At 51.9% G+C, this 25800-nt stretch carries 28 protein-coding genes, 1 pseudogene and 1 riboswitch; of the genes and pseudogenes, 8 read left to right on the plus strand and 21 right to left on the minus strand.

Features of this window, described 5'->3' with window-relative positions; all coding sequences use genetic code 11:
* Positions 1-8 precede the first annotated feature (8 nt).
* The 7 genes from DFP95_RS18800 to uptA all read right to left on the minus strand — a co-directional run bounded on the left by DFP95_RS18800 (position 9) and on the right by uptA (position 5931).
* Entirely contained in the window at positions 9-944 is a 936-nt protein-coding gene (locus DFP95_RS18800) for a type II secretion system F family protein (RefSeq protein WP_245987732.1), read from the minus strand.
* Positions 941-2356: an ATPase, T2SS/T4P/T4SS family gene (locus tag DFP95_RS18805; RefSeq protein ID WP_115994207.1), complete on the minus strand. Its 1416-nt coding sequence runs from the start codon at positions 2354-2356 to the stop codon at positions 941-943. Before DFP95_RS18805 ends, DFP95_RS18800 begins: the two co-directional genes overlap by 4 nt.
* Entirely contained in the window at positions 2353-3189 is an 837-nt protein-coding gene (locus DFP95_RS18810; protein ID WP_115994209.1) for a CpaE/TadZ family protein, read from the minus strand. Before DFP95_RS18810 ends, DFP95_RS18805 begins: the two co-directional genes overlap by 4 nt.
* Positions 3189-3896, minus strand: coding sequence for a CpaB family protein (locus DFP95_RS18815; RefSeq protein WP_115994210.1), 708 nt, complete (start codon positions 3894-3896; stop codon positions 3189-3191). The genes DFP95_RS18810 and DFP95_RS18815 overlap by 1 nt, the downstream gene beginning before the upstream one ends.
* A gap of 177 nt (positions 3897-4073) precedes the next feature.
* On the minus strand, positions 4074-4700 hold the full coding sequence (locus DFP95_RS18820) for an MBL fold metallo-hydrolase (protein ID WP_115994212.1): 627 nt from the start codon (positions 4698-4700) through the stop codon (positions 4074-4076).
* Positions 4701-4711: 11 nt separating this feature from the next.
* Entirely contained in the window at positions 4712-5278 is a 567-nt protein-coding gene (locus DFP95_RS18825) for a thioredoxin family protein (RefSeq protein ID WP_115994213.1), read from the minus strand.
* Between the two features lie 41 nt (positions 5279-5319).
* Positions 5320-5931 carry an undecaprenyl phosphate transporter UptA gene (uptA, locus tag DFP95_RS18830; protein WP_115994214.1) on the minus strand — a complete coding sequence of 204 codons (612 nt, stop codon included), beginning with the start codon at positions 5929-5931 and terminating at the stop codon, positions 5320-5322.
* A gap of 190 nt (positions 5932-6121) precedes the next feature.
* Here uptA and DFP95_RS18835 point away from each other — a divergent pair, with 190 nt between their 5' ends.
* Both DFP95_RS18835 and DFP95_RS18840 read left to right on the plus strand, forming a co-directional pair.
* Positions 6122-6571, plus strand: coding sequence for a cupredoxin domain-containing protein (locus tag DFP95_RS18835; protein ID WP_115994215.1), 450 nt, complete (start codon positions 6122-6124; stop codon positions 6569-6571).
* A 52-nt stretch (positions 6572-6623) separates the two neighbouring features.
* Positions 6624-6935, plus strand: coding sequence for a dehydrogenase (locus DFP95_RS18840; protein WP_115994216.1), 312 nt, complete (start codon positions 6624-6626; stop codon positions 6933-6935).
* A gap of 108 nt (positions 6936-7043) precedes the next feature.
* Here the strand turns inward: DFP95_RS18840 and DFP95_RS18845 are convergent, their stop codons facing one another.
* From DFP95_RS18845 to yyaC, 7 genes are all read right to left on the minus strand, one after another.
* Entirely contained in the window at positions 7044-7406 is a 363-nt protein-coding gene (locus tag DFP95_RS18845) for a hypothetical protein (protein ID WP_115994218.1), read from the minus strand.
* A 154-nt stretch (positions 7407-7560) separates the two neighbouring features.
* Positions 7561-8271: a PilZ domain-containing protein gene (locus DFP95_RS18850; protein ID WP_115994220.1), complete on the minus strand. Its 711-nt coding sequence runs from the start codon at positions 8269-8271 to the stop codon at positions 7561-7563.
* Positions 8272-8375: 104 nt separating this feature from the next.
* A riboswitch (cyclic di-GMP riboswitch) is annotated at positions 8376-8463 on the minus strand.
* 59 nt (positions 8464-8522) lie between these two features.
* Complete coding sequence (locus DFP95_RS18855; RefSeq protein ID WP_245987733.1) at positions 8523-10178, minus strand: histidine kinase N-terminal 7TM domain-containing diguanylate cyclase; 1656 nt, start codon at positions 10176-10178, stop codon at positions 8523-8525.
* Between the two features lie 174 nt (positions 10179-10352).
* Positions 10353-11522, minus strand: coding sequence for a class I SAM-dependent methyltransferase (locus DFP95_RS18860; protein WP_115994221.1), 1170 nt, complete (start codon positions 11520-11522; stop codon positions 10353-10355).
* The gene (locus DFP95_RS18865) at positions 11519-12181 is read right to left on the minus strand and encodes a DUF6483 family protein (RefSeq protein WP_115994223.1); all 663 of its coding nucleotides are present in this window, start codon (positions 12179-12181) and stop codon (positions 11519-11521) included. The genes DFP95_RS18860 and DFP95_RS18865 overlap by 4 nt, the downstream gene beginning before the upstream one ends.
* A 4-nt stretch (positions 12182-12185) precedes the next feature.
* On the minus strand, positions 12186-12980 hold the full coding sequence (locus DFP95_RS18870; RefSeq protein WP_115994225.1) for an alpha/beta fold hydrolase: 795 nt from the start codon (positions 12978-12980) through the stop codon (positions 12186-12188).
* A 29-nt stretch (positions 12981-13009) separates the two neighbouring features.
* Positions 13010-13525, minus strand: coding sequence for a spore protease YyaC (yyaC, locus tag DFP95_RS18875; RefSeq protein WP_115994226.1), 516 nt, complete (start codon positions 13523-13525; stop codon positions 13010-13012).
* 203 nt (positions 13526-13728) lie between these two features.
* Here yyaC and DFP95_RS18880 point away from each other — a divergent pair, with 203 nt between their 5' ends.
* Positions 13729-13950: a DUF1128 domain-containing protein gene (locus tag DFP95_RS18880; protein ID WP_115994228.1), complete on the plus strand. Its 222-nt coding sequence runs from the start codon at positions 13729-13731 to the stop codon at positions 13948-13950.
* Positions 13951-13997: 47 nt separating this feature from the next.
* Here the strand turns inward: DFP95_RS18880 and DFP95_RS29830 are convergent.
* Positions 13998-14173: pseudogene (locus DFP95_RS29830) on the minus strand (IS1182 family transposase); the annotation flags it as partial.
* Positions 14174-14473: 300 nt separating this feature from the next.
* Between DFP95_RS29830 and DFP95_RS28980 the strand changes: the two are divergent.
* Positions 14474-14635 (plus strand): hypothetical protein, encoded by a 162-nt coding sequence (locus tag DFP95_RS28980; RefSeq protein WP_181907512.1) that lies wholly within the window; start codon positions 14474-14476, stop codon positions 14633-14635.
* Between the two features lie 40 nt (positions 14636-14675).
* Positions 14676-15572 carry a LysR family transcriptional regulator gene (locus tag DFP95_RS18890; protein ID WP_115994232.1) on the plus strand — a complete coding sequence of 299 codons (897 nt, stop codon included), beginning with the start codon at positions 14676-14678 and terminating at the stop codon, positions 15570-15572.
* Between the two features lie 203 nt (positions 15573-15775).
* On the opposite strand, the gene DFP95_RS18895 is transcribed toward DFP95_RS18890, so the two are convergent.
* Genes DFP95_RS18895 through DFP95_RS18905 form a run of 3 tightly spaced genes read right to left on the minus strand, consistent with a single transcriptional unit; the run spans position 15776 to position 19560 of the window.
* Positions 15776-17371 (minus strand): UDP-glucose--hexose-1-phosphate uridylyltransferase, encoded by a 1596-nt coding sequence (locus DFP95_RS18895; RefSeq protein WP_115994233.1) that lies wholly within the window; start codon positions 17369-17371, stop codon positions 15776-15778.
* Between the two features lie 14 nt (positions 17372-17385).
* Positions 17386-18372: a UDP-glucose 4-epimerase GalE gene (galE, locus tag DFP95_RS18900; protein WP_115994235.1), complete on the minus strand. Its 987-nt coding sequence runs from the start codon at positions 18370-18372 to the stop codon at positions 17386-17388.
* 3 nt (positions 18373-18375) lie between these two features.
* The gene (locus DFP95_RS18905; RefSeq protein WP_115994236.1) at positions 18376-19560 is read right to left on the minus strand and encodes a galactokinase; all 1185 of its coding nucleotides are present in this window, start codon (positions 19558-19560) and stop codon (positions 18376-18378) included.
* A gap of 180 nt (positions 19561-19740) precedes the next feature.
* Here DFP95_RS18905 and DFP95_RS18910 point away from each other — a divergent pair, with 180 nt between their 5' ends.
* On the plus strand, positions 19741-20607 hold the full coding sequence (locus DFP95_RS18910; RefSeq protein ID WP_115994238.1) for an AraC family transcriptional regulator: 867 nt from the start codon (positions 19741-19743) through the stop codon (positions 20605-20607).
* Between the two features lie 2 nt (positions 20608-20609).
* Here the strand turns inward: DFP95_RS18910 and DFP95_RS18915 are convergent, their stop codons facing one another.
* From DFP95_RS18915 to DFP95_RS18925, 3 genes are all read right to left on the minus strand, one after another.
* Positions 20610-21629 (minus strand): asparaginase, encoded by a 1020-nt coding sequence (locus DFP95_RS18915; RefSeq protein ID WP_115994239.1) that lies wholly within the window; start codon positions 21627-21629, stop codon positions 20610-20612.
* Between the two features lie 150 nt (positions 21630-21779).
* Positions 21780-22787: a glycosyltransferase family 2 protein gene (locus tag DFP95_RS18920; RefSeq protein WP_181907513.1), complete on the minus strand. Its 1008-nt coding sequence runs from the start codon at positions 22785-22787 to the stop codon at positions 21780-21782.
* Positions 22788-22804: 17 nt separating this feature from the next.
* Positions 22805-24631: a glycosyltransferase family 39 protein gene (locus DFP95_RS18925; protein ID WP_115994241.1), complete on the minus strand. Its 1827-nt coding sequence runs from the start codon at positions 24629-24631 to the stop codon at positions 22805-22807.
* Positions 24632-24749: 118 nt separating this feature from the next.
* On the opposite strand from DFP95_RS18925, the gene DFP95_RS18930 reads away from it, so the two are divergent.
* Both DFP95_RS18930 and DFP95_RS18935 read left to right on the plus strand, forming a co-directional pair.
* Positions 24750-25082, plus strand: a complete 333-nt coding sequence (locus tag DFP95_RS18930; protein WP_115994242.1) for a YtxH domain-containing protein — start codon at positions 24750-24752, stop codon at positions 25080-25082.
* A gap of 98 nt (positions 25083-25180) precedes the next feature.
* Positions 25181-25675, plus strand: coding sequence for a hypothetical protein (locus DFP95_RS18935; protein ID WP_115994244.1), 495 nt, complete (start codon positions 25181-25183; stop codon positions 25673-25675).
* The last annotated feature ends 125 nt before the right edge of the window (positions 25676-25800 follow it).

A 25800-nucleotide genomic window follows, 5' to 3' on the forward strand; every position in this document is an offset into this window, starting at 1 on the left:
TCCCCCTCTTAAATTCTTCTTCTAGATAAGTAGAGTCCCATCATTAGGGAGCCGAAAAGCAGCACGACGGCATTCAGCAGCATGCCTCTCCCTCCGGAGTCCACAATATAGTATTCATAGCTGCCTTCGGGATTCAGACGGAAGTTAACGCCCATGAACAAAACCAAAAACAAGATCGGAGCAAAATTGGCCATTCTGATCTCGAGAAGCCTATGCCGTTCCTGTTGGTTGGCGATCTGTGCTTTGCGCATATCGAAAATGAGCTCCCTCAAGTTGTCCGATACATTGTTTCCTTCCTCCAGCGCTACTCTCAGAATGCTCCCGAAGTAATCCGACCACACGCTTCCAAAAGATAGAGAAAACCTGCGCAGACTTCCCTCGTCATCCCCTTTAACCGATAAGTTTCGGTAAAGCTGATCGAATACCGCCTGCACTTCTCCCGGAAGTCGACGTTCTTCGACAGTTCTCTGCAAGGCAATTCGGATATGACGGCAGCCGGTAACGAGATAACACTGATAAAACAGCTCCACTGCAGGTAGGAATTCTAATCGGGTCGCCATCTGCCGATTTACGAGCGACATGCGCAGAAACAAATACGGTAAACACCCCAATATAATCAGCAACATCGCCACCGACCGGATAGACTGAAACACCATCACGCCCGCTGAGATGCCCGTCAATGAGAGAGTTGCGGAACAGTAGACGAATCCTTTCGGACTCAATCGCCATCCTAATGCCGATAACAGATCTGATATATGCCGCATCGGCTTGTTTAATCGCCCCCAATATACGGATATTTCCGTATTCCAGCGAGTTTCCTTTGCAGTATGCAGCCTGCGTTTAAGAGAATGAACATCTATCCAAATCGACAAGCTTTGCCGAATGCAAAAGTACAGAAGAATGAAGAGAACAATGATAAGTGATACGATCGCCGCTTTCATCATTTGTCACTTGCCTCCCCTAGTACGGAAACAGACCCCGACTCCAAACTTCGAAAACCCTCTGGATCGTTTCTTGAAATTTTCTTCAATGACTTAGCGGAGAACGTCTCTTCGAATATCCAATTTCCCGAGGATTCATCGAATCGAACCAAGTCTCTAATTCGAATAGCCCCGTCTAGCCACTCGAATTCCCCAACCCGGGTCAGCTTCCGAACGCCGTTGATCATTCTCATCTCAAATCCGATATGAGTCACGTGCTCGGTAATCCGTCTGATCATCGTAACCGGATTCATCCCCCTACCATCTAACATGCACATGTCGGTAATCGTATCCGGGACGTCTTCCAAACCGTTGGCATGCACGGAAGTGATACTCCCTTCATGCCCCCTCGTGCAGGCTCTCACGTAAATATTGGCATCTTCATCCCGAATTTCCGCATGGCATATTCTTTGCGGGGATTGCCTAAGCGCCAGCTTAAAAGCCTGACGCGGACCATGGACCGGATCATCCTCGTCCGCCTCGTACTCCACGACGTTTTTGTCCGGAAAGTCTCTGGCGAGCATCAGCTCGTAACGGCTTTCTATCGTTATGATTCTCTCTTCATTCGGCATGGCGGAGATTAGAGCCTTGATTAAATGCGTTTTTCCGGTGTTCGTCGCACCGATCACTACCATATTGAACCGGCTGCGGACGATAATCATGAGCAGTTCGCGGACACGATCGTCCATCGTTCCGTATTCCGGTTTACATAACGTCTCCAGATTAAACCTCTTTACCGTGTATAGTCGTATGGTCAGAGTCGGCTGCGCCGTAAATCCGAAGCCGGTTAACGTCACTCGCGAGCCGTCGAGCAGAAGGACCTCCGCCCATCTCTTGCGAGGATTGATTCTGTCGTTGTTAAATAGAACAAGGTTTTGTTGAATTCTCTCCACGTGGCTCAACTCTTGAAACCGATAGGGGGAGGCTGTCGCCCTGCCATCCCGCACCTCGAAAATCCGCGTGCCTACGACTTGAACCTCCTCCAATCCCTCGCGGTTTCGAAGAACAAGCTCCAATACATTCATCCCGATAACTTCGGCGAACAATGCTTCAGCCAGCGTCGCGTAAGGTAGGCTGCCGAAGGACAGATGTTGCAGCCTTTTCTTGATGATCCAATCCGAAATAACCGCTAGCATCTCTGCCCTTTCCTGGGGAAATCCGATTACCGCGCGATTCAGCTTCTCGGCATAAAGTCTTCGCTCTTCTTCGCTCCATCCTCTCGGAGTCGCTAACATGTGACGCACTTCTTCCGTATACGCCCGTAAGCCCATCAATCCATCCTGCCTTTCGCCGGAGGACGTCGTCGATTGAATCGAGCTTTGCAAGTCGGCAGCATATGCCGAAGGAGAGAACCTTTTGGCGGCTACCTCGCTCATACGTCTCTCCGCCTATGCACCATCAGCCTGCGCATCCATGGCCGTTCCGTCTTCTGAAGTCTTTGCGCCCAATTCATACGCTTAAGCATTGGTGTAGCTAACGCATCGAATGCCGCCGCGTTTTTCTCCTCTGAGGCCAGCCACTCATCCAATCTGCCGCTGTCCAATTGCAAGTGGACGCTTTCGAGCAGCTTCAGCTCCGTGAAATCGTTACAGCCGGTCTCTTTGCGTATTTCCTTCATCCTAAATCCCCCCGACGTTCGATGATTGCGATGCAACAACACCAACCGGAACTGTTCCGGCAATATTCCGAATTGCGATCCTACTTGCCCCGTCCAGCGGTGGATATCCTCTTGGAAGTGGCTGAGGCTGTCCGTAGTGACCAGGAACCTTTCATCGGCTTCCCGCATTGCGCATACGGTCGCCGCATTATCCCAATACGCGCTTACGTCCGCGATCGTTAAATCGAACGCTTCTCGGGAAGCCGCCAACAACCGTTGCACGTCTTCCGGCTCGTAATATTCGGCCTGTTCTCTCGCCATATTGCCGAATAATACGTGAAGCCCTCCAAGCTTCGGAGAACGGAAAGCATACTGCCGTAGCTTATCGCCGGTCAACGTACCTGCCCTGATCTCGGGCTTGACCCCATCCAAGGTCACGTCCGGCTTGTCTATCCCCAAATATAAATGGGTCTTGGCGCTCTTGAGATTCAGACAGAGGTACCCAACCTTACGCCCCGTCAATGACGCTATGCGATAGGCCGTTCCGAAAGCGGTAAGGGACGTTCCGATATTCGGCGTCGATCCTCCGAAAGCAGCTAAGATTCCGGACATTATCGCTCCCCCTCCTTAATGGACGAAGCTTGGAAAGCAATCACCAGCTTAGCGCTTCCCCCTTTACAAGCAGAATCGAGCATCAGCCACTGTTCCTCCGTTAAATTCAAGTTAATAGAATCGATCGTCCCGTTCGCATCTCTTCTGGAAGCGTACATTCCTTCCTTGTCACCGCTCGCCATGGAAAGCAGATTCGGATTTTTCGGATTGTCGATTTCCAGGTTCGCGGCCGTCTTAACCCCCGCCACCCGGATCGAATCCGTATAAAGCTTGCGGGAAGCCGTCGAATCATCCGACAAATAAACGACAACCTCATCTCCGGCGCGTATGCCGTTCGATACCGATTTGACGTATTCTCTCGGGATCTGGAACGTAGATTGACCAGCCCCTGGCAACAACCGATATTTATCCACCTTCCAGCGCAGCAACGGTTCGTCTCCTCCGAGCGGTACCGAGGTTTCCAATCCGATCGCCTCCTCTAAATCGGTGATCATCTCGGACGTTATGGCCGACCGGGGCAGCGTGACGATCTTCAGATGATCCGACGTCAGCTTAGTACCCACGGAGACGAAGAGCTTGGGAACGACGACCTCCGTCGTCTCTTGCAGTTGGATCTGCCTTAATTGAAGCAAGTACACACCGTAAACGAGCAAACCCGACAGAACCGCGGCCGACAAACTGATCGTCGCCTGTCTTCGTCTATTCATCCCATTCCCTCTCCCTCTTCGGAAAATAAAAAAGAACGCAAGCGTTGGAGGATTCCCTCCATCGCCTGCGTTCTTCGCAGCGAACATTGCCTATATCGGCTTGATAAGGCTCACTATATCAAATGGCCGATCGCATGTAAAGCCTTTTTTTGACAAATTACAACACCGCTTGCCTTTTTATCTAACAAAAGGGTTCTCGCGTCTTTCATCGCCGATCGTCGTCTCCTGCCCGTGTCCGGGCAATACGAGAACGTCCTCCGGCAACGTGTATAGCTTCTCGCGAATCGATCGATAGAGCTGCTCCTGGTTGCCCCCGGGCAAATCCGTCCGTCCGACCGAGCGATGAAACAGGGCGTCTCCGGCGAAAAGCAGATCTCCAACATAGAAGCTTACGCTACCCGGAGAGTGCCCCGGCGTATGCTTCACAAGAAACGTTTCGCCGATCAACTCCAACGATTGACCGTCGGTAAGTAAATTCTCCGGCGCATCCGTCGTGATCTGCGGAGTAACGTCCGCCCAGCGATTGGAGCCGTTTTTCCCCGCGTCTGTTAGCCAATCCTTCTCGGCAGAATGGATATAGACGGGACAGCCATATCGTTTACGCAATGCATCCACACCGCCGATATGGTCGAAATGGGCATGCGTCAACAGGATCGCTTCCACCTTCAATCCGTCTAACTTGCGCATAAGCGCTCCGTCCGCCGTCCCCGGATCGATAACGACGGCATTCGTCCTTTCGGAGTTCACGACGACATATGCATTCGTCTGCAGAGCTCCCAAGGAGTAACTTTGAAATGTCAGCATCGGCGTTTTCCTCAAACCCCAGACAGAATTTCGCGAATTTCCTGCAAAATAATGGTCTGATAGCCGGTATCCTCTCCGTAACGTCGTCCCATTTCTTCTCTGGCAACCTTGATATTTTCTTGGTAATCGGGCGCTTCCCTATCCGGGTTGGCAGCTTTAAAAGCGATCATAACTTCCTGAACATGCTTAGGACGCGCTCCCCATTTGCCCAGAAGATGTCCTCCCGTATCTATGAACAACACGACCGGTATCGCGCGGCCGCCCATTGTCAGGTGCTCATCCATAAGATCTAAATTCTCTTCCATGATCAACACTTCCGTCGGAATTCCCGCTTTCTCCATCGCATGGAATACGACCGGAATATTACGCACCACGTCTCCGCACCAATCCGCCATCAGGATCATGCAACGAAGATCGTCGCGGTTGTTCAAGGATTCGTAGAACTCTTCCAATTCGGGATCGTTCCATTGAAAACGGTCTTGCCATGACTTGAAAGTGTCTTGGTTCTTCGTCATGCCGTCTACGAATTGACGCGGAGTAATGCCCTTATTTAACTTTGTCGCGATTAATTGGCTCATCGTTCTTATAACCCCTCTCATAATCGGATCTACTGTTTATTTTAGTTGGTTTTGCGTCTTCTTCGCAAATATTGATTTATGAAAAAAACGATTAACAAAGCGATTGCTGCCCAAAGAATCCATTTGATAAGAGGAGCGGCTTCTTCGCCAACTGTATCCCAATTATCGCCCAAAGACGAGCCCAGCCATACGAATAGAATAGACCATGGAATCGAAGCCAGAATCGTTAGCCAAGTAAACTTCCACAAATTCATCCTCGCCATTCCAGCGGGAATGGATACCACTTGCCTCATGACCGGTACGAAACGTCCGGTGAAAACGATCATGGGTCCGTATTTCTCGAACCATCTTTCCGCGATGTCGATATGTTTGGACTTCAGGTGTAAGTACTTGCCGAACCGATCCAGGAACGGCCTGCCTCCATAGCGACCGATCGCGTACAAAAGCCACTGTTGCAAGATCGCTCCGATGACTCCGCAAATGACGGCCACCGGAAAAGAAATGATGTCTTGATGGACGAGATAGCCTGCATAGCCAAGCACGATTTCGCTCGGAATGACTTCGATGGCAAGACCGATAATAATGCCCCAATAACCTAAACTCTCTATCCATACTAGAATTTGAGCCAACCATTCGTGCAGCGTATCCATCATAAATAAACCTACTTTCTTTCCCGAGTAAAGCTGCTTCGATGTGTTCGATAACCGTCTCTATTCTAGCACAACGCGGCCTCTTTCTTCCAGTAATACGGTACTCTTACAAAATCGTCGCAGGCTTGTCATGACCGGACGGGCCCATGCATACACTGCGATAGGTGGACAAAGTTGAAGAGGAGAGAGCGGAATGAGCAAAATCGTAATTCTTAACCGGAAAAAGATCCAGTTGTACACGGTTATCGCGGCTGTCGTCATCTTGGCCGGCGCTTATATCGGCTGGCAACAGTCCAAGCCCGCGTTGGCGCCCGCAGGAGACAGTCCAAGGGTTCTCCAAATGGTTACGGGGGAATTCAAGTCAATTTCGGACAGCGGCAAAGAGCTTGAATCGTACGTCTTTAACCCGGGTACGGTCATTGCCAAGAAAGGCGAGCTCGTCGAGCTTCGCATCTCCGGCATTAACGGCCAGTCCCATCCCTTCGTCATCGAAGGCCTGAACATCTCCGGCAACATCAACAAGGGCAAAACAACGGTTGTCCGCTTCACGCCTAAAGAAGCCGGAATTTATCCGATCATTTGTCAAACTCACGGAGATGCGAACAGCGGCGGACCCATGGTCGGATATCTCTACGTGCAGTGACCTCTTCTCTCTTCCATGCATAGGGTATGGGAGAGAGGTTTGGTGAAGCCAGATGAAGATGTTTCAAGAGAAACATTCGTCTCCGCTTCCATCCCCGCGAAGCATTCGCAGGGCTTGCGGCAACGAACTGTATCGAACCGTAAAAAGACTTAAGCAGCACGTCCCCGCCCCATTGGTCCAACAAGCCGAAGATCTTTACGTGAAACGGGTCATCGGAAATCTCATGTGGATCGTGGAAAACCGGAGTAACCGCAAGTTGTTGGCCGACTGGTGGGACGAAGAAATCAGCGAGGAAATCGCTTTGTTGTGGAATGTGGATCGAATCAAACTTATGCATGCCTTCCGCGATGCTTTCGGCGGGTAGACGGCAATGCTCCATCGCAACGGATGCCAAAAAGGAGACGACGCCCGTAGGCGGTCTCCTTTTTTGGCATCCGTTGTCTGATAACGACTTGCACGGGTCTGCTACGCTTTACCCTATGATCGCGAAGGTTTCCACTCCTGCCGGGATGAAACGCGTACGGAATAAGATCCCGTTGGCAGTGAACACGCGTAAATTGTACGATACGTTAGTCAACGTCCGGACGTTATTGAAACGGACGACTCCGAAGCGATCGAAGCTTGCCGTCGAGACGATAGTAGTACCTCTCGTAAGGCGGGCGAAAAACCCGGTCGTATCGAACGGCACTCCGTTATTCTGAACCCATATGACGGTAAGACGGGGGAAAGTTGGATTATTGACGCCGACTTTGCAGGCGCGGGCGGATATTTTCTCCCGGATAATTCGGGATTTGTTAGTGTCGCCTAGCAATGGTTTTGGACGATGAACAGCCATGAAATCACTCCTTTGTCGCTTTTGCTTCAATGTATGTGATCGCAGAGATTGTCATCACGTACAAGCTCCCATCGCCTCGTCCATTTTACTGATTCAAACAAAAAAACAGGCCTCATCGTGCCGGCCTGTCCGATTAACCGCCTATTTCTTTGTTCTATTTTCCGTTAAAGCTTTTCTTAGCTCCTATATCACGTCTTGCTTGCGCATTCATCTCTACTTGCTGCCTCAATATCAATGCCCTAAGCGGTCTGAGCATTTCCGGCTCCAGCACCTGCATCTTGGCCCCGAAATAGGCCATATTCTCCTGAAGTTCGCGTCTGACGATTTCGATTTCGCAACTAAAGCCTACTCCTATATTTACCGTTACCTTCAGCTTCGAATTCGCCGCGAAATACGGAGCGTCCTTCCCGGAGAAACTGATGCCCGATAAACTGATATCGTGAACCGTTAATTCCGCTCCTTCTTCGTAAGGCAAATCTTCTCCGTTATCGTTCAGTACGCGTACAATCCGGGCATTGCCGCTGATTTCCACCCTGGGATGCTCGCGCCGTTCCTTGAATCGCTTTTGCAAATCGGGCGGCTGCAGCAACGCGATGGCGCCTTCGTATTTCGCGAATACGATAGACGGCATGGATTGTATGCCCGCGGGCGAATAAATCGTGAGTTTGACCGTCTCGCCGAGCTCGAACTGCTCGTACTCATGAATCTCGACTTCGAATAGTTCTCCTTCAAGATGGGTCAAGACGCCTGTCGTTAATACGTTCTTGCCTTCGACGACGGTTCGGCAGTGCAGCAACACATTTAACGGAAGCAATTCCTTCTCCAACTCTGACATCTGCGATTTATTATCTCCGGCTTGTGCCATGCCCGCCAAACCACCCTTCCGCTACTTCTAAAATGACTATAAAAAAAAGGCGCCTCCGACTATAGGAAGCAGCCTGTTTCGCCTTATTCATCCCGTTGGGGACTAGTGGCAGCCAGGCTGTCATCGTTCTTGCGAACATTAGACCCTATGGCTTTGCGTCCTTGCTTTTCAGCAAGTTTGCCCTGATCGGATAACATAAATCTTTGCATCGATTGTACCATATAATGCTATGAAGCGTAACTTGTTTTCTCTTAACGCGCCATGACGACTCGATTCCGTCCCTCGTTCTTGGCTCTATATAGCGCGGAATCGGCACCCGAGAATACCTCGCGCAAATATTCCTTCGGATCCTCGAAGCTCAGCTCTTCGCTCGATTCCGAGAGAACGCCCATGCTGATCGTCACATGTACCTTCTCCGAGCCCGTATCCACCCAATTGTCTCCGACGGCAAGCATAATTCTCTCTGCTAACAGTTCCGCTTGCTCCCGGTTCGTATGCGGCAAGTAGATCGTGAATTCTTCTCCGCCGTATCTTGCCAGGATGTCCGTCCTCCGCAGCTTCGTGCGGACGATGTCCGCCGTGCTTCTGATAACTTCATCTCCGACCAGATGTCCGTATTGATCATTAATTTGCTTGAAATGATCGATATCGAACAAGAAAATGGCGAACGGAATCTGGTATCGCATATTCAACAGGACTTCATGCTCCAGTTGTTGCATCAAGTACCTTCTGTTAAAGCAACCTGTCAACCCGTCCGTAATAGCCATTTGCTCAAGCTTCTGATTCACTCTGAACAGTTCTTCCTGAATCGTGATCAATTCCAAATTCCGCTCGTGCAGCGCTTCGTTCTTCCGGTTCATTTCCATGACCAGCTTGCGAAGCTCCGATACGTCATGGAACGTAATGATGCGACCTAACAAGGTTTTCCGGTCGTCGAGAACCGGGGAAATTTGAATGGATACGTGACGCCCCGCGGTCTCCTGCAGGGAAAACTCCATTTGTATTCTCTCGTAGGGATGATGAATATACCGGTAGAGAAACTCGTACGTCTCTCCTTGAGCCTGCAACGGAGCCAAGAACTTCTCCATTTCGAAGTTATCGCCTTTGGCGGACTGTATGAAGGGCGATGCTCCCCTGTTTACCTCGAGTACTTTGCCGTTCTCGTCCACTACGATAATGCCGGTAGTCATATGTTCGAAAATATCCCTCTGCGCCATGCTCAATATATCGAACATTCCGAATCGATAGATAGCTATGACAAAGCAAAGGTCGGAAAGCAATATGCCCAAGGCAAGTAAACCGGGTATAACGGGAAGCCATTGCTCCAATAACACATTAACGAGTATGTCCATAAGCCCAAACCCCGTCAAAACGAACATTCCGATTAAAGCGGTTGCAAGCTGCTTCCTTTGATTGACTGAGCTTACCGTCTTTAGGGCATGGAACATGTTCATCAACGCGGTAAAAAAGTAGGCAAATTGGATGAGGACGAGCAACCAAAACAACGGTCCGTAAACTCGATCTAGATAGCTTCCGTTAATCGGAGACATGAATAGATGATTCGGATTCCATAAGGCTCCGCCTACGCACAAAGCCGCCGGTAAAATATATACCAATAACCGCCCTACCTTTAACTGCTCCGCTCTTCCCGTCAAGAAAAAAACGAATACCAGCCATCCTGGCCCCAACATTCCCATTGCCAAGAACGACATGTTGATGAAGAGCAATTGAATATCGGGCAAGTCCGTCATCTTGACGGAGAATTGGCCAAGCGGCCACATCATCATGATAAAATGAAAGGCCAAATACACTTTATGCGTTTGGGTTATTCTATTAAAAGCGATTACACTGACGAACAGGACAAAAAGCACCACGAAAAGAATAAAGTCCGTCCATTGAAATCCCAACACATTCACCTTTTCACTAAAGGGCTATATTCTTATAAATTGGAGAAGCATGTTTTATTTTACCATATCGCTTCTTTTTCCGACAACAGTATTACCGATAATAAACCAATTTATATGCGTTTTTTAGGAAAAAACAAGGACTTTTAACCTTCTTTTTTGTGACTTTAGACATACTCACTCCCATTTTATTTCCATAAAAGGGGATACTGACAGAAAGTCCCTAAACTGTTCGTATTCACGTTTTATGTCTTCCAAATCCGATTTCGTTCCTTTTACGGCCCGTATGAGAATATTTTTGGGAGTATGCTCCAAATCTATGAATTCGAGCAATTGCGTCCGATATCCGGCAAGCTCCAATAGATTCGCCCGAATGGCATCCGTAACCAACGCCGTAAATCGCTCCTTAAGAATGCCGTGCTTAAGCAAAGGCTTGAGTACAGGCTGGGAGATTTGTTTGAACAACTCGTGCTGGCAGCAGGGAACCGACAAAATAACGCTCGCATTCCAACCGATCGCTTTCAGCAGAGCCGCATCCGTTGCCGTATCGCAAGCGTGCAGAGTGACGACCATGTCGACCGAGTCATGCCCCTCGTAGTTCGAAATATCCCCCACGGAGAAGGTAAGGTCGTTCCATTTCAGCTGGGCGGCGAGTCTTGAACACGTTTCTATGACATCCTGCTTGAGATCCAACCCGATAATTCGAACGGGAAGCTGCTCTTTGATCGCGAGCAGGTGATATAAGGCAAAGGTAAGGTAAGACTTTCCGCATCCGAAATCGACGATGGTTAATTTCCTGCCGCGCGGTAGATCTGCGATCACGTCGGATACCATTTCGAGAAACCGGTTGATCTGCCGGAACTTGTCGTACTTCGCTTTCATGACGCGGCCCTCGGGCGTCATGACCCCGAGTTCGATTAAAAAAGGTACGGGTTCCCCATCGGGCAGTACGTACGTCTTGCTGCGATTATGCGCTTGCGGGACGGCTTCCCTCTTCGTTTCTTTCGTTCGAGAAATAAGGGATAGAGCCCCCTTCTTGTTCGCCAGAATTTGCACGTCGGCATCCGGAGTCTTGAACAAGGCTTGCTTATATTGTTCCATCGTTTCTTGCAGTTGTTGCTTCAGCTTGTCCGGAGCAACGTTATCGTGAAAAACTTTATTATTAATCTGACGTTCGAATTGATAGAATATCCCTGTCTTAAGCTTGATCGGACGTACGGTCAGTTTGCGGGAAGTCTCCTCGTCTTTACGTCTCGGAGAACTGAACGAAGCTTGCAGAAGCCGGCCTTCCATTTCGATTTCGCTCAAAAACGCTAGCCATTCCTCGGGTTGCGCCTTGCCGTTCATTTCGCACTCTCCTTCATTAACGCAGCCCATTGCCTGCGTCCTTCTTCTAGCTCGTCGCGCGGCAATCCGCCCGCCTCCAGGTCAGAATCGGCATGCGCGGACAATCTTTCATAGAAAGCGCCGCCTTCCTCTGCCGATACGTTATCTTCTTCCACTAGCTCATATAACATATTTTCCGCATCGGCCAGTTGGCCGTTAAATTCGTACCACGGCCACAAGGCTTGTTTCGTTTGGGCATCCATCTCGTATACGGATAACGCCGTTATGAGCTCGCCGACGCGGCCTCTGATGTCCCAGCCCTCTACTTCCATATCGTTTCTAATCAGATAAAGATTTAACCTCAGCGCCTTGGCGAATCTCGGAAAGCTTTCATCTTCCTCCCCCAAGTCCGCGAGCAGTTCGGCCTCCTGTTGCAGCACTGCCGCCACAACGGCGACCGATTCCGCGTTCGGGCTGCCCGTGACCTTCAGCATGGCCAACAAATCTTCATCCGATAAACCCATCGCGAGGCGCGAGCGCAAGCGCAGCTCCTTACCTAGAAATTCATCGATCAAACCCAACGCTTCCTTCTGCTTCTGCTGCTGGCGAAGCTGCATGGCTTTGCCGATCATGAGTCCCGCTTGCGTCAGCAGGCGGACTAGATAATCGCGTTCAAACATGAATTCACCCCCGACTGTCGTCCAGAAATAAATGGATGGCGTCGGCGAATGCTTTGGGATCTTCTACCATTCCCATATGCGCGACGTTTGGAAGCAGAATTTGGGTTACGTTGTCTTTGGTAACCGGGAACCTTTTCTCCGGCGGGATCACTTCGTCAAGCTCCCCGGCTAGAAGCAGCACGGGAACCTTCAAGCTTTCGAGAACCGCAGTCCGGTCCGGTCGTTCTCTCATTCCGAGAGCGCATCCGATGGCACCATCCGGCGATGTTTCGTACCCTATTTCTATGGCTTTCTTCAATTTCTCGGGCATGCTCGCTCTGTGATCCGGAGCGAATAGCTTGGGGATCAAACCTTCCACGAAGGCCGCGACTCCTTCCGCCCGGATCGTCTCGGCCGCTTTAAGCCGATTAGCTTGCGCGGGCTCGCTGTCCGGATAAGTGGTCGAATGCACCAATCCGAACGCCGCTAGCCGCTCTTCGTACTTTTCCGCGAACGCTAAAGCCGCATATCCTCCCAACGAATGTCCGAAGAGATTCGCTTTAGGAATCTCGAGCTCGTCTAGAAGCGCCGCTATATCATCCGCTAACGCTTCCATGGAATAGATGCCTTCGCCCGTCGATGATTCGCCATGTCCTCTTAAGTCCGGAGCAATTACGCGTCCTCGGGAAGCAAGCAAGGGGACGACTTCGTCCCAATAGCGATGGCTTCCGCAATATCCGTGAAGGACGACAATAGGTTGGCCGCTGCCAGCCTCCGAATAAGCGATTGTTCTTCCGTTAGATAGCTTGATGCTTTTCATCCGCTTTACACTCCTTTAATTGGTTGGAATTATGCCTGCCACTGGACTACGATTGCATCCGCTATTTCTTTAGCCATTGCCATTACGCTATATAGAGAAGTAGACTGCAGCGTCCAATAAGGCTTCAAGCTGGTCGCGTTCACGACGGCCGCGATGCTGTAAGCGCCTATGGCGCCGAATCCTCCGTTCACCGATTGCGCGGGAACGAGGGGACCTTGCCTGACGAGGTACGCTCCTACATTCTCGGGCCGGCCCAAGCAGGCATCTACTGCTATAATTGTACCCATGTCCGCCAATTTTGGCACGATTCCGGGCAGTTTATCCGCGTCGCAAGGCTCCCGCAACGTTCCGATAACCCTGCTAAACCCTCGTTCCTCTAGGAGAGTTCCCACCCATGGTCCGAGACAGTCTCCCGTCGACCGGTCCGTGCCTATGCAGAGGAAGGTCAAATCCTCCTTGGCGTGAGCGGAAGCTATATCCCTCATAAAGCTTATTAATCCGTTCGCGTCCACCCGAACGGCTGCTTGTACGTTGCGGTCGAACATATTGCCCTCCCCGTCGCTTCCGAATAACGCTTGCTTATTTCTTCAGGTTACCACTCCCGCTTGAGGAATGCCACAGATGGACCCGATGGGCGGACATCGTTAGGCGGCTAAGTCTGTCTCCCGTCAATTGTTTCCGAGCGGCATGTCTTTCGCATATGTTACAATAACAGCATCCCTAATCCGTAATGAGAGGAAGTTGAAGAATGGACTTAAACCAACCTACACAAGAAAACGTTGAATATATGATCGAGGCCATCAAAACCAAACTTCGCATGGCAACAGGCGCGGCGATGCAAGCATCGAGCTTCACGAACGAGAAATACGAAGATTTGAAAGACATTTACGACATGGTGGCATCCAAGGACAGATTCAGCATCAGCGAAGTCGAAGCGCTCGTCTCCGAGCTTGGCAAATTGCGTAGTTAAGCTATTGCAAGATAATAAATCATGTAAAAGAAACGGCGGTGCAAGGGTTATCCTTGCATCGCCATCTTTGATTTTGGTCTAATGCTGCTTTTTGAGCAGGTTGCGGACAATCTAGAGCCATCCAACCTCCAAGCTCACCTTTCGGCAAGACTCGAAGCAGAAAACGCCGCAATCCCCCGCTGTTCTTCAATTGTCCGATTACTCTCTCCGGTTCATTCATCCGCCCAAAGATCATGTATCATGCATAGCCTTCTAGGAACATAGGAGCCGCCTTTCCGTAGTCGATTTTTTCGACTATGACGAGCGCCCATTTCTGTGACACCTTACCACGAGACAGACACCACCAATTTATATAGCGACAAGCAACATGCTTCTGCCCATTTCTTCCCGTAATTACCGGAGCAGCTAGAATGATTGCGTTTCCATCGAAAATATTGATACCTAACATGAAAAAGGCTCAATAACTGGTTTTGTCTCCCAACTGTTATGCTATTCTCACAAAGAAGCGCAGGAGGCGAAAAACATGTTGATTCATGAATACTCTACCTATAAAATATGGGAAAGCGATCAGCAGGAACGCGGTATACGTTTATCAAGGTTAGTGGACGCAAGGGACGTCAGGGCTACTCCCTCACGCCATACTTGGTTGGGCTTGCTCTTGTCTAAGCTCTCGGGTCTGCACTAATACCGCTGCTGTTCGTATCATGAAGGGGCGATGATACGGCATGGATTTAATTTACTTGAGATCGTTCCTGGAAGTCGCTCGCTGTCAAAGTTTCACAAAAGCGGCAGAAAACCTCGGTTACGTGCAATCCAGCGTCACCGCGCAAATTCAGAAATTGGAAAACGAATACGGCGTTGTACTATTCGAACGTTATGGACGCACTATGCGGCTTACATCTGCCGGCGAGCAATTACGTGGCATGTTCGAGAAGATTCTCGAAATATACGACGACTCCAAACGGCTGATCTCCAGACAAGCCAAAGGAAACCTTGAAATCGGAACGATCGAATCGCTGATGGGATTTTACTTGCCGCCGCTACTCCACCGTTTCTTGCAAAGCTTCCCCGACTTCAACCTTCAGGTAAAAGAGCTTGACCGATCGGATATGCTGCAGTCTATTAGATCGGGCATACTGGACATGGGCATCCTAATCGATCACCCCATCGTCGACGACGATATCGAAACTACCATCATACGCCAGGAGCCGCTCGTGCTTGTCGCTAACCCATTCCATCCGCTCTGCTCGGCGGACGCGATCGGCGTACAAGAATTAGGCAGCCATAATCTAATCGTGACTCAACTAGGCTGTCCTTATCGCGCAGCGCTCGAACGTCTTCTAGAACAGAATGGCATCGCCTATCATATTCATAGCGAATTCGGCACTCTTGAAGCGATTAAGCAATGCGTCGGCTTCGGCCTTGGAATCGCTCTTCTCCCTCATATTTCCGTCAAACGGGAACTCACCGAACAAAGATTGGTCACCCTTCCGTTTAATCATTCAGACATCACTTTCTTTACCCAAATCGTACATCACAAGAAAAAATGGCTAAGTCCCGCATTCCGGCATCTGATCGAGCTGCTGGCGGAACCCGGCGATGTCTCCGACTCTCTGCATTAAGCTCTAGATAACGCCAACAACCCGCCTCGGGAATTCCGTAGGCGGGTTGTTTTCAGTCCGGATCTTACTGAACGAGAGGTCGCAATAGAGCTACCGCTTCCTCCGCTTCTATTTCCGCAAATCCAATCCTTTAATGAATTGCCAAGTCTCCTCGTGCTCTAAGGTCGAGCCCTCTCAAGGTTGTATGAACAGTCTTCCGGCGCCTACACCAGTCCCGTATCGGTCAGGAAACGACGGAATGCCGCGCGTCCGGGTTCTGTTCCTTTGTATACGCCCGCATCCTGCAGAACGGCGTAGAACTTGTCCCCGACGTCGGCTTGGAGCAATAAGCGCACGGCATCGTCCGATCCATCCGTGCCGTAGAGGTCGACCAGCGTCCAGATCCAATCCGCGTGTTTGTTAAGCGGATGCTCCGGCGAAGCGATCTCCGCTTCGTCATAAGGAGCTCGTCCGGTCAGTATGTCCGAGATCAGCCCCAGTTCGGCTTGCAATCTTCCCGGCAATACGGCGAGTCCCATCACTTCGATCAGACCGATATTTTCCTTCTTAATATGGTGGAGCTCCTGGTGAGGGTGGAAAATACCATCCGGATGCTCCGCGCTCGTACGATTGTTGCGAAGCACCAAATCGAGTTCGTATATCCCGTTATCCTTGAATCTGGCGATCGGCGTAATCGTATTGTGTTCGACGCGGCCGTCTTCCCTCTCGCTGAAGGCGAGGATCTCGGCGGACTCGTCGCTGTATCCGCGCCACTTGGCAAGCACTTCGGCAGCCGTCTCCAGAATCACATGACGATTGCCGGAACGAAGGCGCAGCACGGACATCGGCCACTGAACCAACCCGATCTTCACGTCGGGCTGGTTGGCGCCGGTCAGCCATTCCGGCACGGGAGCCGTCTCCATCGGGAACACGTGGCGTCCCGCTTGGAAATGGTCGTGGTTCAGGATCGATCCTCCGACGATCGGAAGGTCCGCGTTCGAGCCGATGAAATAGTGCGGAAATTGCTCGACGAAATCGAGTAGCCTCGAGAAGGTCGTCGGCGATATTTTCATCGGAACATGCTCGCCGCGGAAGACAATGCTATGCTCGTTGTAGTAGACGTAAGGCGAATATTGGAAGAACCAATCCTCTTGGTTCAGACTCAAGGGTAAAATACGTAGATTCTGACGAGCGGGATGATCCGGACGTCCGGCATATCCGACGTTCTCCCTGCATAACAAACATTTCGGATAACTGGATTGCGGCAGCTTCTTGAGCAATGCGATTTCCCGCGGATCCTTCTCCGGCTTGGAGAGATTCACCGTAATCTCGATCTCTCCGTCCGGTGTACGGTGTTTCCAATATCCGTTCTTCTTAATACGATCCATCCGAATATAGTTGGAATCGATATTCAGCTTGTAGAACCAATCCGTCGCATAGGCAACACCTTGCCGCTGCGAGATCGATTGGAACTGTCGCGCCGTCTCCGAGGGTCTCGCCAAGAGCAAGCCCATGATCCTCGCATCGAACAAGTCGCGGTACGTCAGCGTATCGTCGGGCATTAAATCCCTGAAGAACGCCGCGTCCAACAGCGGCTCAAGCAGAGGCACCGGGCTATCGGGAAGCGTATCCGCCTCAATTCGCACGCCCTCCGCAGGTTCCTTCACGCCGAATAAATCCAGAAGGGAATTGCGCGCCGAATCTACATCGAGGGTTTCGATAAGTCCATTGCGATGAGCGAACGCGATCAGTCTCTCGATCAGGATCGCCAGCATGTGATCTGTCGGGGCCGATGGGATCGATGATGTCGTTTCTTGCATGCCGTCTCCTCCCATTACTTCGCGTAACCCGTCGGGTTCTCGCGATGCCAGTTCCACGCGCTCGTTACGATATCCTCCAACTTGTCGCGGCGCGGAGTCCATCCCAGCTCTTTGCGGGCACGATCCGAAGAAGCGATCAATACGGCAGGGTCCCCCGCCCGGCGCGGCTCGATGGCGGCCGGAATCGAATGGCCCGTAACTTTACGCGATACGTCGATGACTTGCTTAACGGAATAACCGTTGCCGCTGCCCAAGTTGTAGATCGCGCTGTCCTCGCCTTTGCGCAGCCTTCCCAGAGCAAGGATGTGGGCGTCCGCCAAGTCGCTGACGTGAACGTAATCGCGAATGCAGGTTCCGTCTTCCGTGTCGTAATCGTCGCCGAATACCGAGATGTGCTCGCGCTGGCCAAGAGCGACTTGCAGCACTAGCGGAACGAGGTGGGTTTCCGGACTATGGTCCTCTCCGATCTTCCCGGACTCGTGCGCTCCCGCCGCGTTAAAGTACCGCAGGGAGACGAACTTGATTCCGTGGGCGACGTCGAACCAGCGAATCATTTTCTCCATCGCCAGCTTCGTTTCCCCGTAGGTATTGGTAGGCAAAGTGCGGTCGAATTCGTCGATCGGCACTCGTTCCGGTTCGCCGTACGTCGCAGCCGTCGAAGAGAACACGATGCGGGATACTCCGGCCTTCTGCATTTGCTCGAGTAGGCATAACGTGCCGTAAACGTTGTTGTGATAATATTTGCCCGGATCCTTCATGCTTTCGCCGACCAAGGAATTCGCCGCAAAATGAATGACTCCGTCTATGTCGTTCTCCTGAAATACCTTCGCGAGGAAATCAGCGTCCCTCAGATCGCCTTCATACAGCTTTCCTCCGAGAATGGCATTCCGGTGACCTTGATATAAATTATCGACGATGACGACCTGCTCGCCTTGCTCCAATAAAGCCGCTACCGCATGAGACCCGATATACCCCGCTCCGCCTGTTACAAGTACCGCCATGATTTATGCCTCCCCTTTCAGTTGGTGTACTCCGTCCCCGATATCGCATACGTAGAATGCCGGCGTCAATCCCGTTGCCGTTTCGTACTTGCTTCCGACTTCCTCGATGAATCGTTCCACGGAATCTTGATGAACGAGGGATACCGTGCAACCTCCGAAGCCCGCCCCCGTCATACGGGAACCTAGTACGCCCGGAACGGCGCGAGCGGCGTCGACCATCGTATCCAATTCGATTCCCGTAACTTCGTACAGATCCCTGAGGGAATCATGAGAAGCGTTCATCAATTGGCCGAAAGCGGCTAGATCGTTGTCCCTCAGCACTCCCATTGAGCGCGAGACGCGATGGATTTCTTCCACGACGTGGCGCGCGCGACGGCGAACGGTTTCATCCTTAATAAGGTGCTCGTTCGCTTGATATTGCTCCAGCGTCAATTGTCCGAGCAACGTCAGCTCCGGGAAAGCCTGCTTCAAGTCCCGCACCGCTTGTTCGCATTGGGAGCGGCGTTCGTTGTATTTGGAATCCACGAGTCCGCGCCGTTTGTTCGTGTTGCCGATGACTAGCTTGTACTCTCCGGATCTGAAGGGCACCAGCTCGTATTTCAAGGTATCGCAATCTAGTAAAATAGCGTGGTCTTTCCGGCCGTTCGCCACGGCGAATTGGTCCATGATGCCGCATTTGACGCCGATGTATTCGTTTTCCGCATGCTGGGACCACAGAGCGATCTGCACGGTGTCCGTCGGCTTGCCTTCCAAGGTCAGGAAGGCGTAAGCCGTGACGACTTCGATTGAAGCAGAAGAGGAAAGACCCGCTCCGTTCGGAATTTCGCCGTGAAAGAGAAGATTATAACCGCGACTTAGAGAAATGTTTCTTTGGGCAAGCTCCCAGACGACGCCTTTCGGGTAGTTGGCCCAGTCATCCTCTTCCGCGAAAGCGATGTTATCTAAGGATACTTCTTTGGAAGCCTCCGGAAAATTAGTAGAGGCCAAGCCGAGCTTGCGATCGTTTCTCGGAGCGATCAGCAGCGTCGTCCCGAACGTTAACGCCGCGGGGAACACGGAACCGCCGTTGTAATCCGTATGTTCGCCGATCAGATTGACGCGGCCCGGCGCCAGAAACGCTTGAACGTCGGCTTCGTTGCCGCCGAATTGCAGGATGAACTTCTGTTTCAACTCTGTTAGCTGTGCCATCTAGAATATCATCTCTCCTTGAAGGTTCGTCGTTTGATCCTAGTATACCGAATAGGAGAGCGAATGAGAAATGGCGTGATATGCTTTCAATATGGAGAAATGTGACTTTCCTCCAAGAACTGCATTAGACTTTCGTGATAAGATAAGAGGAATCAGCTTCCTGCAGGAGGAAACCCAGTCATGAACAGAACGCCCACGTACCGTGTCGCGTCCAATCCCGTCAGCTTTCAGGCGCGCGAGTTAACTGTTCTATTCGCGGGGGAAAGCCAAACAAGGCCCCAGCATCGCATAGGGCCTAAAGTGGTCGATTATTATTTGCTGCATCATGTCATTTCCGGAAGCGGAACCTTTCGCACGGGGGAATTCGAAGCGAAGCTTACCGCGGGAGACAGCTTTCTCATCCAGCCGGGGCAGCTCTTTCATTACCTGTCCGACGAAGAGGATCCCTGGAGGTACCGATGGGTCGCCTTCGCCGGCACCCAATCCGAATCGCTTCTTGCCGAAGCGGGACTGGGTACGGAGAGGCCTATCGTCCATTCGGGAGGAAACCGGAGTCCGGGAGACCGTTGCCGCTCGATCTTCGAAGCTTTCCGCGAGCGAGGCAGCTCCGCCTCCTTAACGGCCTCCGGTCATTTGCACCTGTTGTTCGCCAGCCTGCACGAGGCCGCTTCGGATGGGATCGCCTCCCCGATCCGGCCGGATTCCCATAGCGACGAGCTTGTCCGGCAAGCGGTCGGTTACTTGTCCACCCAATACGCCGAACCGATCACTATCGAAGGAATGGCGGAAGCGCTCGGGTATAACCGTGCTTATCTGTCTCGTCTGTTCAAGCATCGCACGAGCCTATCCCCGGTCACCTTCCTTACGAAGCTGAGGGTGGACCACGGACGCCGGCTGCTTCGCGAGCGTCCGGAGTTAACGATAGAACAAATCGCCTCGTCCGTCGGCATTCAAGACTCGCTTTATTTCTCCAAGCAATTCCGCCGCTGGTACAACCAGTCGCCCACCGACTACCGGGTCGCCGTCGGGAGATCGTTGAAAGATTGACGTTACAGCTTGAAAACCGGATCCCAACGCCCCGCGATTTCATTGGCGTCGTTGAGAAATTCCGTCGGAAACGTCTTCTCGAGAAGCCGTTCCGTTTCTTCGGAAATGCCTCCGATCTGCTTCAATATCTCTTTGACGATATGCGGCCATGCGATCTCGGTTCCGTCCGTTACCGCGATGGATACCCCTAACCGCTCCTTCTTCAATCCGAAAGCGAATACGCCGTGAGCTCCGCTCTTGGCGACGATGTTGGGATCGGACAGCAAGAGGCTAGCCAGGCGATTGCGTCCCTCTACCAAGAGCGGGTTTGCGTTCATCGCTTCGGCTACCCGCCGTGCAGCCGCGCCGGCTTCGGCGTCCTCTGCCAATTCCGGACTCGCCAGTCTCCCGTAAATGAAGGCTAATCGCCACAAAGGCATCGCGGCTACCGGGAATCCGCAACCGTCTCTCCCGATCGTGACCTGCTCTCCTTCCGCGTTCGCCCAAAGCTTAATCCTCCGAACGATCTCTTGCTGCGCAGGGTGATCCGGTTGAATATATCCCTCTAGCGGCCACCCCTTCAGCTTGCTCCACGCCAGTACGCCCAGATGCTTGCCCGCGCAAGTGTGGTATAACTTCCTTGGCTTGCCGCCCGATGTTACGTACTCGTCTCTCGATTGACGTCCAACTGGCAGCGTCGGTTGAATCGCCAGCGATTGCTCGCCGATTCCGGTCAATCTCAGGATTTCTTCCAAAGCGGCGATCTGCTCCCTGCTCCCTCTGTGAGAGGCTGCCAGCAAAGCCAAATGCCGAGCTTCGTAACCGTAAGCTTCCGCTGCGCCGTCGAGCAGCGACGCGATCGCTTGAATGGGCTTAGCAGTCGATCGTACGTAAGCGGGTTCCATGGCATCTCCGCACGAATGCATGATCTCTCCGTCTAGGGATGAAACGACGCTTATCCGTCCTCGGTGTACGTTTTCCGTTCGTCCGCCTCTGTTCATAACGACTAAAGGTATATCTGCAGGTAAATTCGTGAATGTCATATCGTTGCGACTCCTTCGTTCTTATCGTGTAAATAATTATAATTTTGAAATCCACTCATTGGCTGCGGTTGCCCCGACAGCCGCAAAAATCCAGACGTCGCCGTCTGGATTATCGCCTAATACGAACACAGCCTTCTGACTTCATGCCTATTATATCAGAGTACCTACGCCAATCTTCTCCGCATCCCGATGTCCCGGTAACCGGGAAGCTTCCGCTTCTTCCGAGAAATTGATCGCTTCGGCGACCAGATACAACGGCCGTCCTTTCGCCTCTTCGTACGTCCGTCCGATATATTCCCCCAATACGCCTAGCAACGACAAAGTAATGCCGTGGAAAAGCAGGCTGATCGCGATCAACGAAGTCCAGCCTTGGGTTGTCGATTCGGTGAAGAAATGCTGATACAGAACGACGAATAAGTAAACGAATCCTACAGCCGACAAAACGAATCCGAGCACGCTGGCGATTTTGAGCGGCTTCGTCGAGAAGGAGGTCATCGCATCAAGCGATAACCGGATCATTTTGCGAAGCGGATACTTCGTCTCTCCCGCGAACCGCTCTTCCCTCACGTAATCCACCGACGTTTGCTTAAACCCCGCCCAACTGACCATGCCCCGAATGAAGCGGCTGCGTTCCCTCATAGAAGTGAGCGCGTCGCATACCTTTCGGTCCATCAAGCGGAAATCTCCGGTATCCACCGGAATGTTAACGGACGTCATCGACCTTAACAGCCGATAGAACATCGAAGCCGTCAGCTTCTTGAACCACGACTCGCCTTTGCGTTCGATTCTCTTGCCGTATACGACGTCATAGCCCTCTCTCCAGCGAGCGACCATATCGGCGATGAGCTCGGGAGGATCCTGTAAATCCGCGTCGATCAGCACTACGGTTCTGCCGCCCGAATGATCCATCCCCGCGGTTACCGCGATCTGATGGCCGAAATTGCGAGAAAACTCGACGAGCTTAACGGAACGGTCAGCGGCGCACAGCCTCCGCACGATATCCGCGGTTCTGTCCCGGCTGCCGTCGTTGACGAATACGATCTCGTACGTTTCCCCCAACTGATCCAACACCGCCTTCAAGCGGCGATAGGTCACTTCGATAACCTCTTCCTCGTTGTACATCGGAACGACCACCGATAGAAAACACGACTTCTGCACGAATAAACCTCCTTTCTTTAGAAGCCCCAGCTAGGCAACCAACGGATCGCAACGTTCATCCATACCCGACTGATGGTCATCCCCGTATAGATCGGATAAAACCAGATGAACAGTCCCGCGGCTACCGCTACGAACGCGTACGTTATCCTGCGGTTATAGTAACCGCGTTCTTCGAACCAGCGGAGCATCCACACGATGGACAGAATGAGCAGCGGTACCATCGGAAAATAATGATATAAGAACGTTATGCTCCGCGGAGCTACCATCCACGGTACGTAGAAGGACAAATAAGCGACGGCTAAAGTCAGAACGATTCGATCCCGTCTCCGCCATCCGAGCCACCAGGACGCCAACAAGGCGAGCAATCCCCCCCACCAGATCAGGGGATTCCCGATTGCGGCGATGCTCTGGGCGTCGCCCTTCTCCAAGTCTTTGCCGCCGTAATACCAGACCGGCCGTTTCATTATCGGCCATGTATACCATTTCGAAGCGTAAGGATGTTTTTCCTTCACGCCCTTATGGTAATGGTACATATTTTTCTGATACTGCCACAGGTCTTTGTAGCTGTCGTCCGTTTTAGTCGCTTTAAGATAAGGCACGTAAGATGCGGTGTATACGCCTACCGGTACGGCCACGAACAGGATTACGCATGCCATTAACGTTAGTATGGTACGCCGGACATAATCGAAGTCACCGCTCCAACGTCCTTCTCTCCAGCGGCGCGCAAGCGCGAAGGCAAGCAGGATCGCGAGTCCGGCTCCCCCGTACAAATAATTCCATTTGACGGCGGCCGCGCAACCGAAGAAAAAGCCGCTGAGAGCCAAATAGCCGAAGCTTCGCCGGAACCCTCCGTTGCGCCATGCCGTCTCGCCGTACCGATACATCGCGTAAAACATAAGAATCGTGAAGGTCACGCCGATTATGTCTACGTTTGATGAACGCGAATGTACGAGATGGAAGCCTTCGAGAACGAGCAGCAGCGCGGCCAAGAATGCATACCTCGTCCGCTGGAACATGCCTTTGGCCGCGGCATAGAAGATCGGTACCATCAACGTACCGAATACCGCCGCCATGAAGCGCCAACCGTACGGAGTCATATCGAACATTTTCACGCCGATGGCAAGAATCACTTTGCCTAGCGGAGGATGCGTATTCTCGTAAGGCTCCATCAACTCGACGAATTCATAAGCGGTGCGTCCATGATAGATCTCGTCGAAATACATGCCGTTGCGGTAATCCGGTCGGTATGGCGCGAGATCTTGCTCGTCGAACACTTCATAGCCGCTTCCTTCGGACGTCGGGGAATTGTCTTCTTCCCCCTCGATCTTCACGACCGGAATAGCTCTAGTTACCCCATTAGTGAAAAATCCCGCCTCGTACAACCGATAACCGGTCCGTACCGTCGTAAATTTCATATACCGAGCTTCTACTTTTTTCTCGTCCAGCTTCCAAGTAAACACCCGGTTCGTCTTGTGCTCGACCTCTAGATAGGTTTCCCACGTTTGACCATCCTTCGACCATTCGATCTTGGTGTCCCCTTTGGCTCCGGGACCTTCGTACAGGTTTATCCGGTCGACGGTCCTTAGCTGCCCGAAGTCGACGGTGAAGTGATCCCCCGCCTTATCCGGCTTCCAGAAAGTTTGCGGAGCCGAACGGTTTCCCAAGTCGGTGAAAGACATCAACGCCGAGATTAAAGTTAGGAGAAGTACTAATACGATATCGATCGGTCTCCACCGGCGATCCTCCCGGTTACGATCGGAGCTCGTTCCCCATTGCACCGGGCCAGATCCGGCAGTCTGTCTCAAATCCATGTCCGTCCTCGCTTTCGCCTTGTTGTCCGCCATTTTTTCCTGTCCCTATTGTAGTCGAAAGCGCTGCCCTCTGGAAAGGGTGCGTTTCATTTTGCCCCATACGGGTAATTCAGATCATGGACGTATCGAACCTATATAGGAGGAATGACAAATGGCTGAATCACGCGGAACATTAAAAGGTGCACTAATCGGTGGGGTCATCGGCGCTACGGCGGCCCTTCTTCTCGCTCCTAAATCGGGACGCGAATTACGCGGCGACATTCGCGACCGTTACGCTACCGTACAAGATCGCACCAAACAAATGGTAGCGGACGCTGGCAACAAAACCCAGGAGATCGCCAAGCAGGTGAGCCAACACGCTTCGGGTATCATGGATAAGACGCGTTCGGCCCTATCCACCGCCAAGGACGAGGTACAGTCTTGGAAAGACGAGAACAAGGCGGAGGCCAAGGACGAACCGAAGCAAGAGCAAAAATTCAACTAACTATCCATTCCTCTTTCCAGCAAGCGACAACGATGAGCCGCCGCCGGCGAACGATAGCCGGTGGTTGGCTTATGTTGATTATGAAAGGAGAATGCAGAATGAAATCCAAACAATTGATGATCATTGCCGGCCCCGCCTTGAAGATTAAGGAATCCTTATCCCAAGCGGGGTTCGTTCGCGACTTCGTCCACCAATCCACCTACCGGACGGAGCTGGATTCATCCGATGGAGTTTATGTTTTCCAAATTCCGTACGAAGAATCGGACGGATCAATGACTTTATTCGGAGAGACCTCGTTCTTCGAAGGGGTATCCGACAGCGAAGTGCCGGAGGAAGTCCAAGCGGCCGCCCTGGACCGGTGGTATGCGCTGAAAACCCGGGTAGGGAACGCCGACCCGCAAATCTATTCTCCCGATCGCGGGGATCGCAGGCCCTCGTCGCCCATCCCTTCCAGGTCGGTCGAAACCGCCAAGAACGGTTCGATGGTTCAGGACTTCTCCGACATGAAGCGGTTAGGCCAAGACATGGACCGAATGAAAACCGAGCAACAGCTCAACGACGAAGGGCTTGTGAACGATCCGATTCAATATTAGTGTTCTTATCGCCGTGTCGTTAATCGCTGACCGACTAGTAACTTGCCGTATGGAAACCCCAATCCTTCATCTAGGATTGGGGTTTTTTTCTTCGTAATGAGGCATCAAAAAGCCGGTGCCCGACC

This window comes from Cohnella lupini (genome assembly GCF_003386205.1).
GTDB classification, from domain to species: Bacteria; Bacillota; Bacilli; order Paenibacillales; family Paenibacillaceae; genus Cohnella; species Cohnella lupini.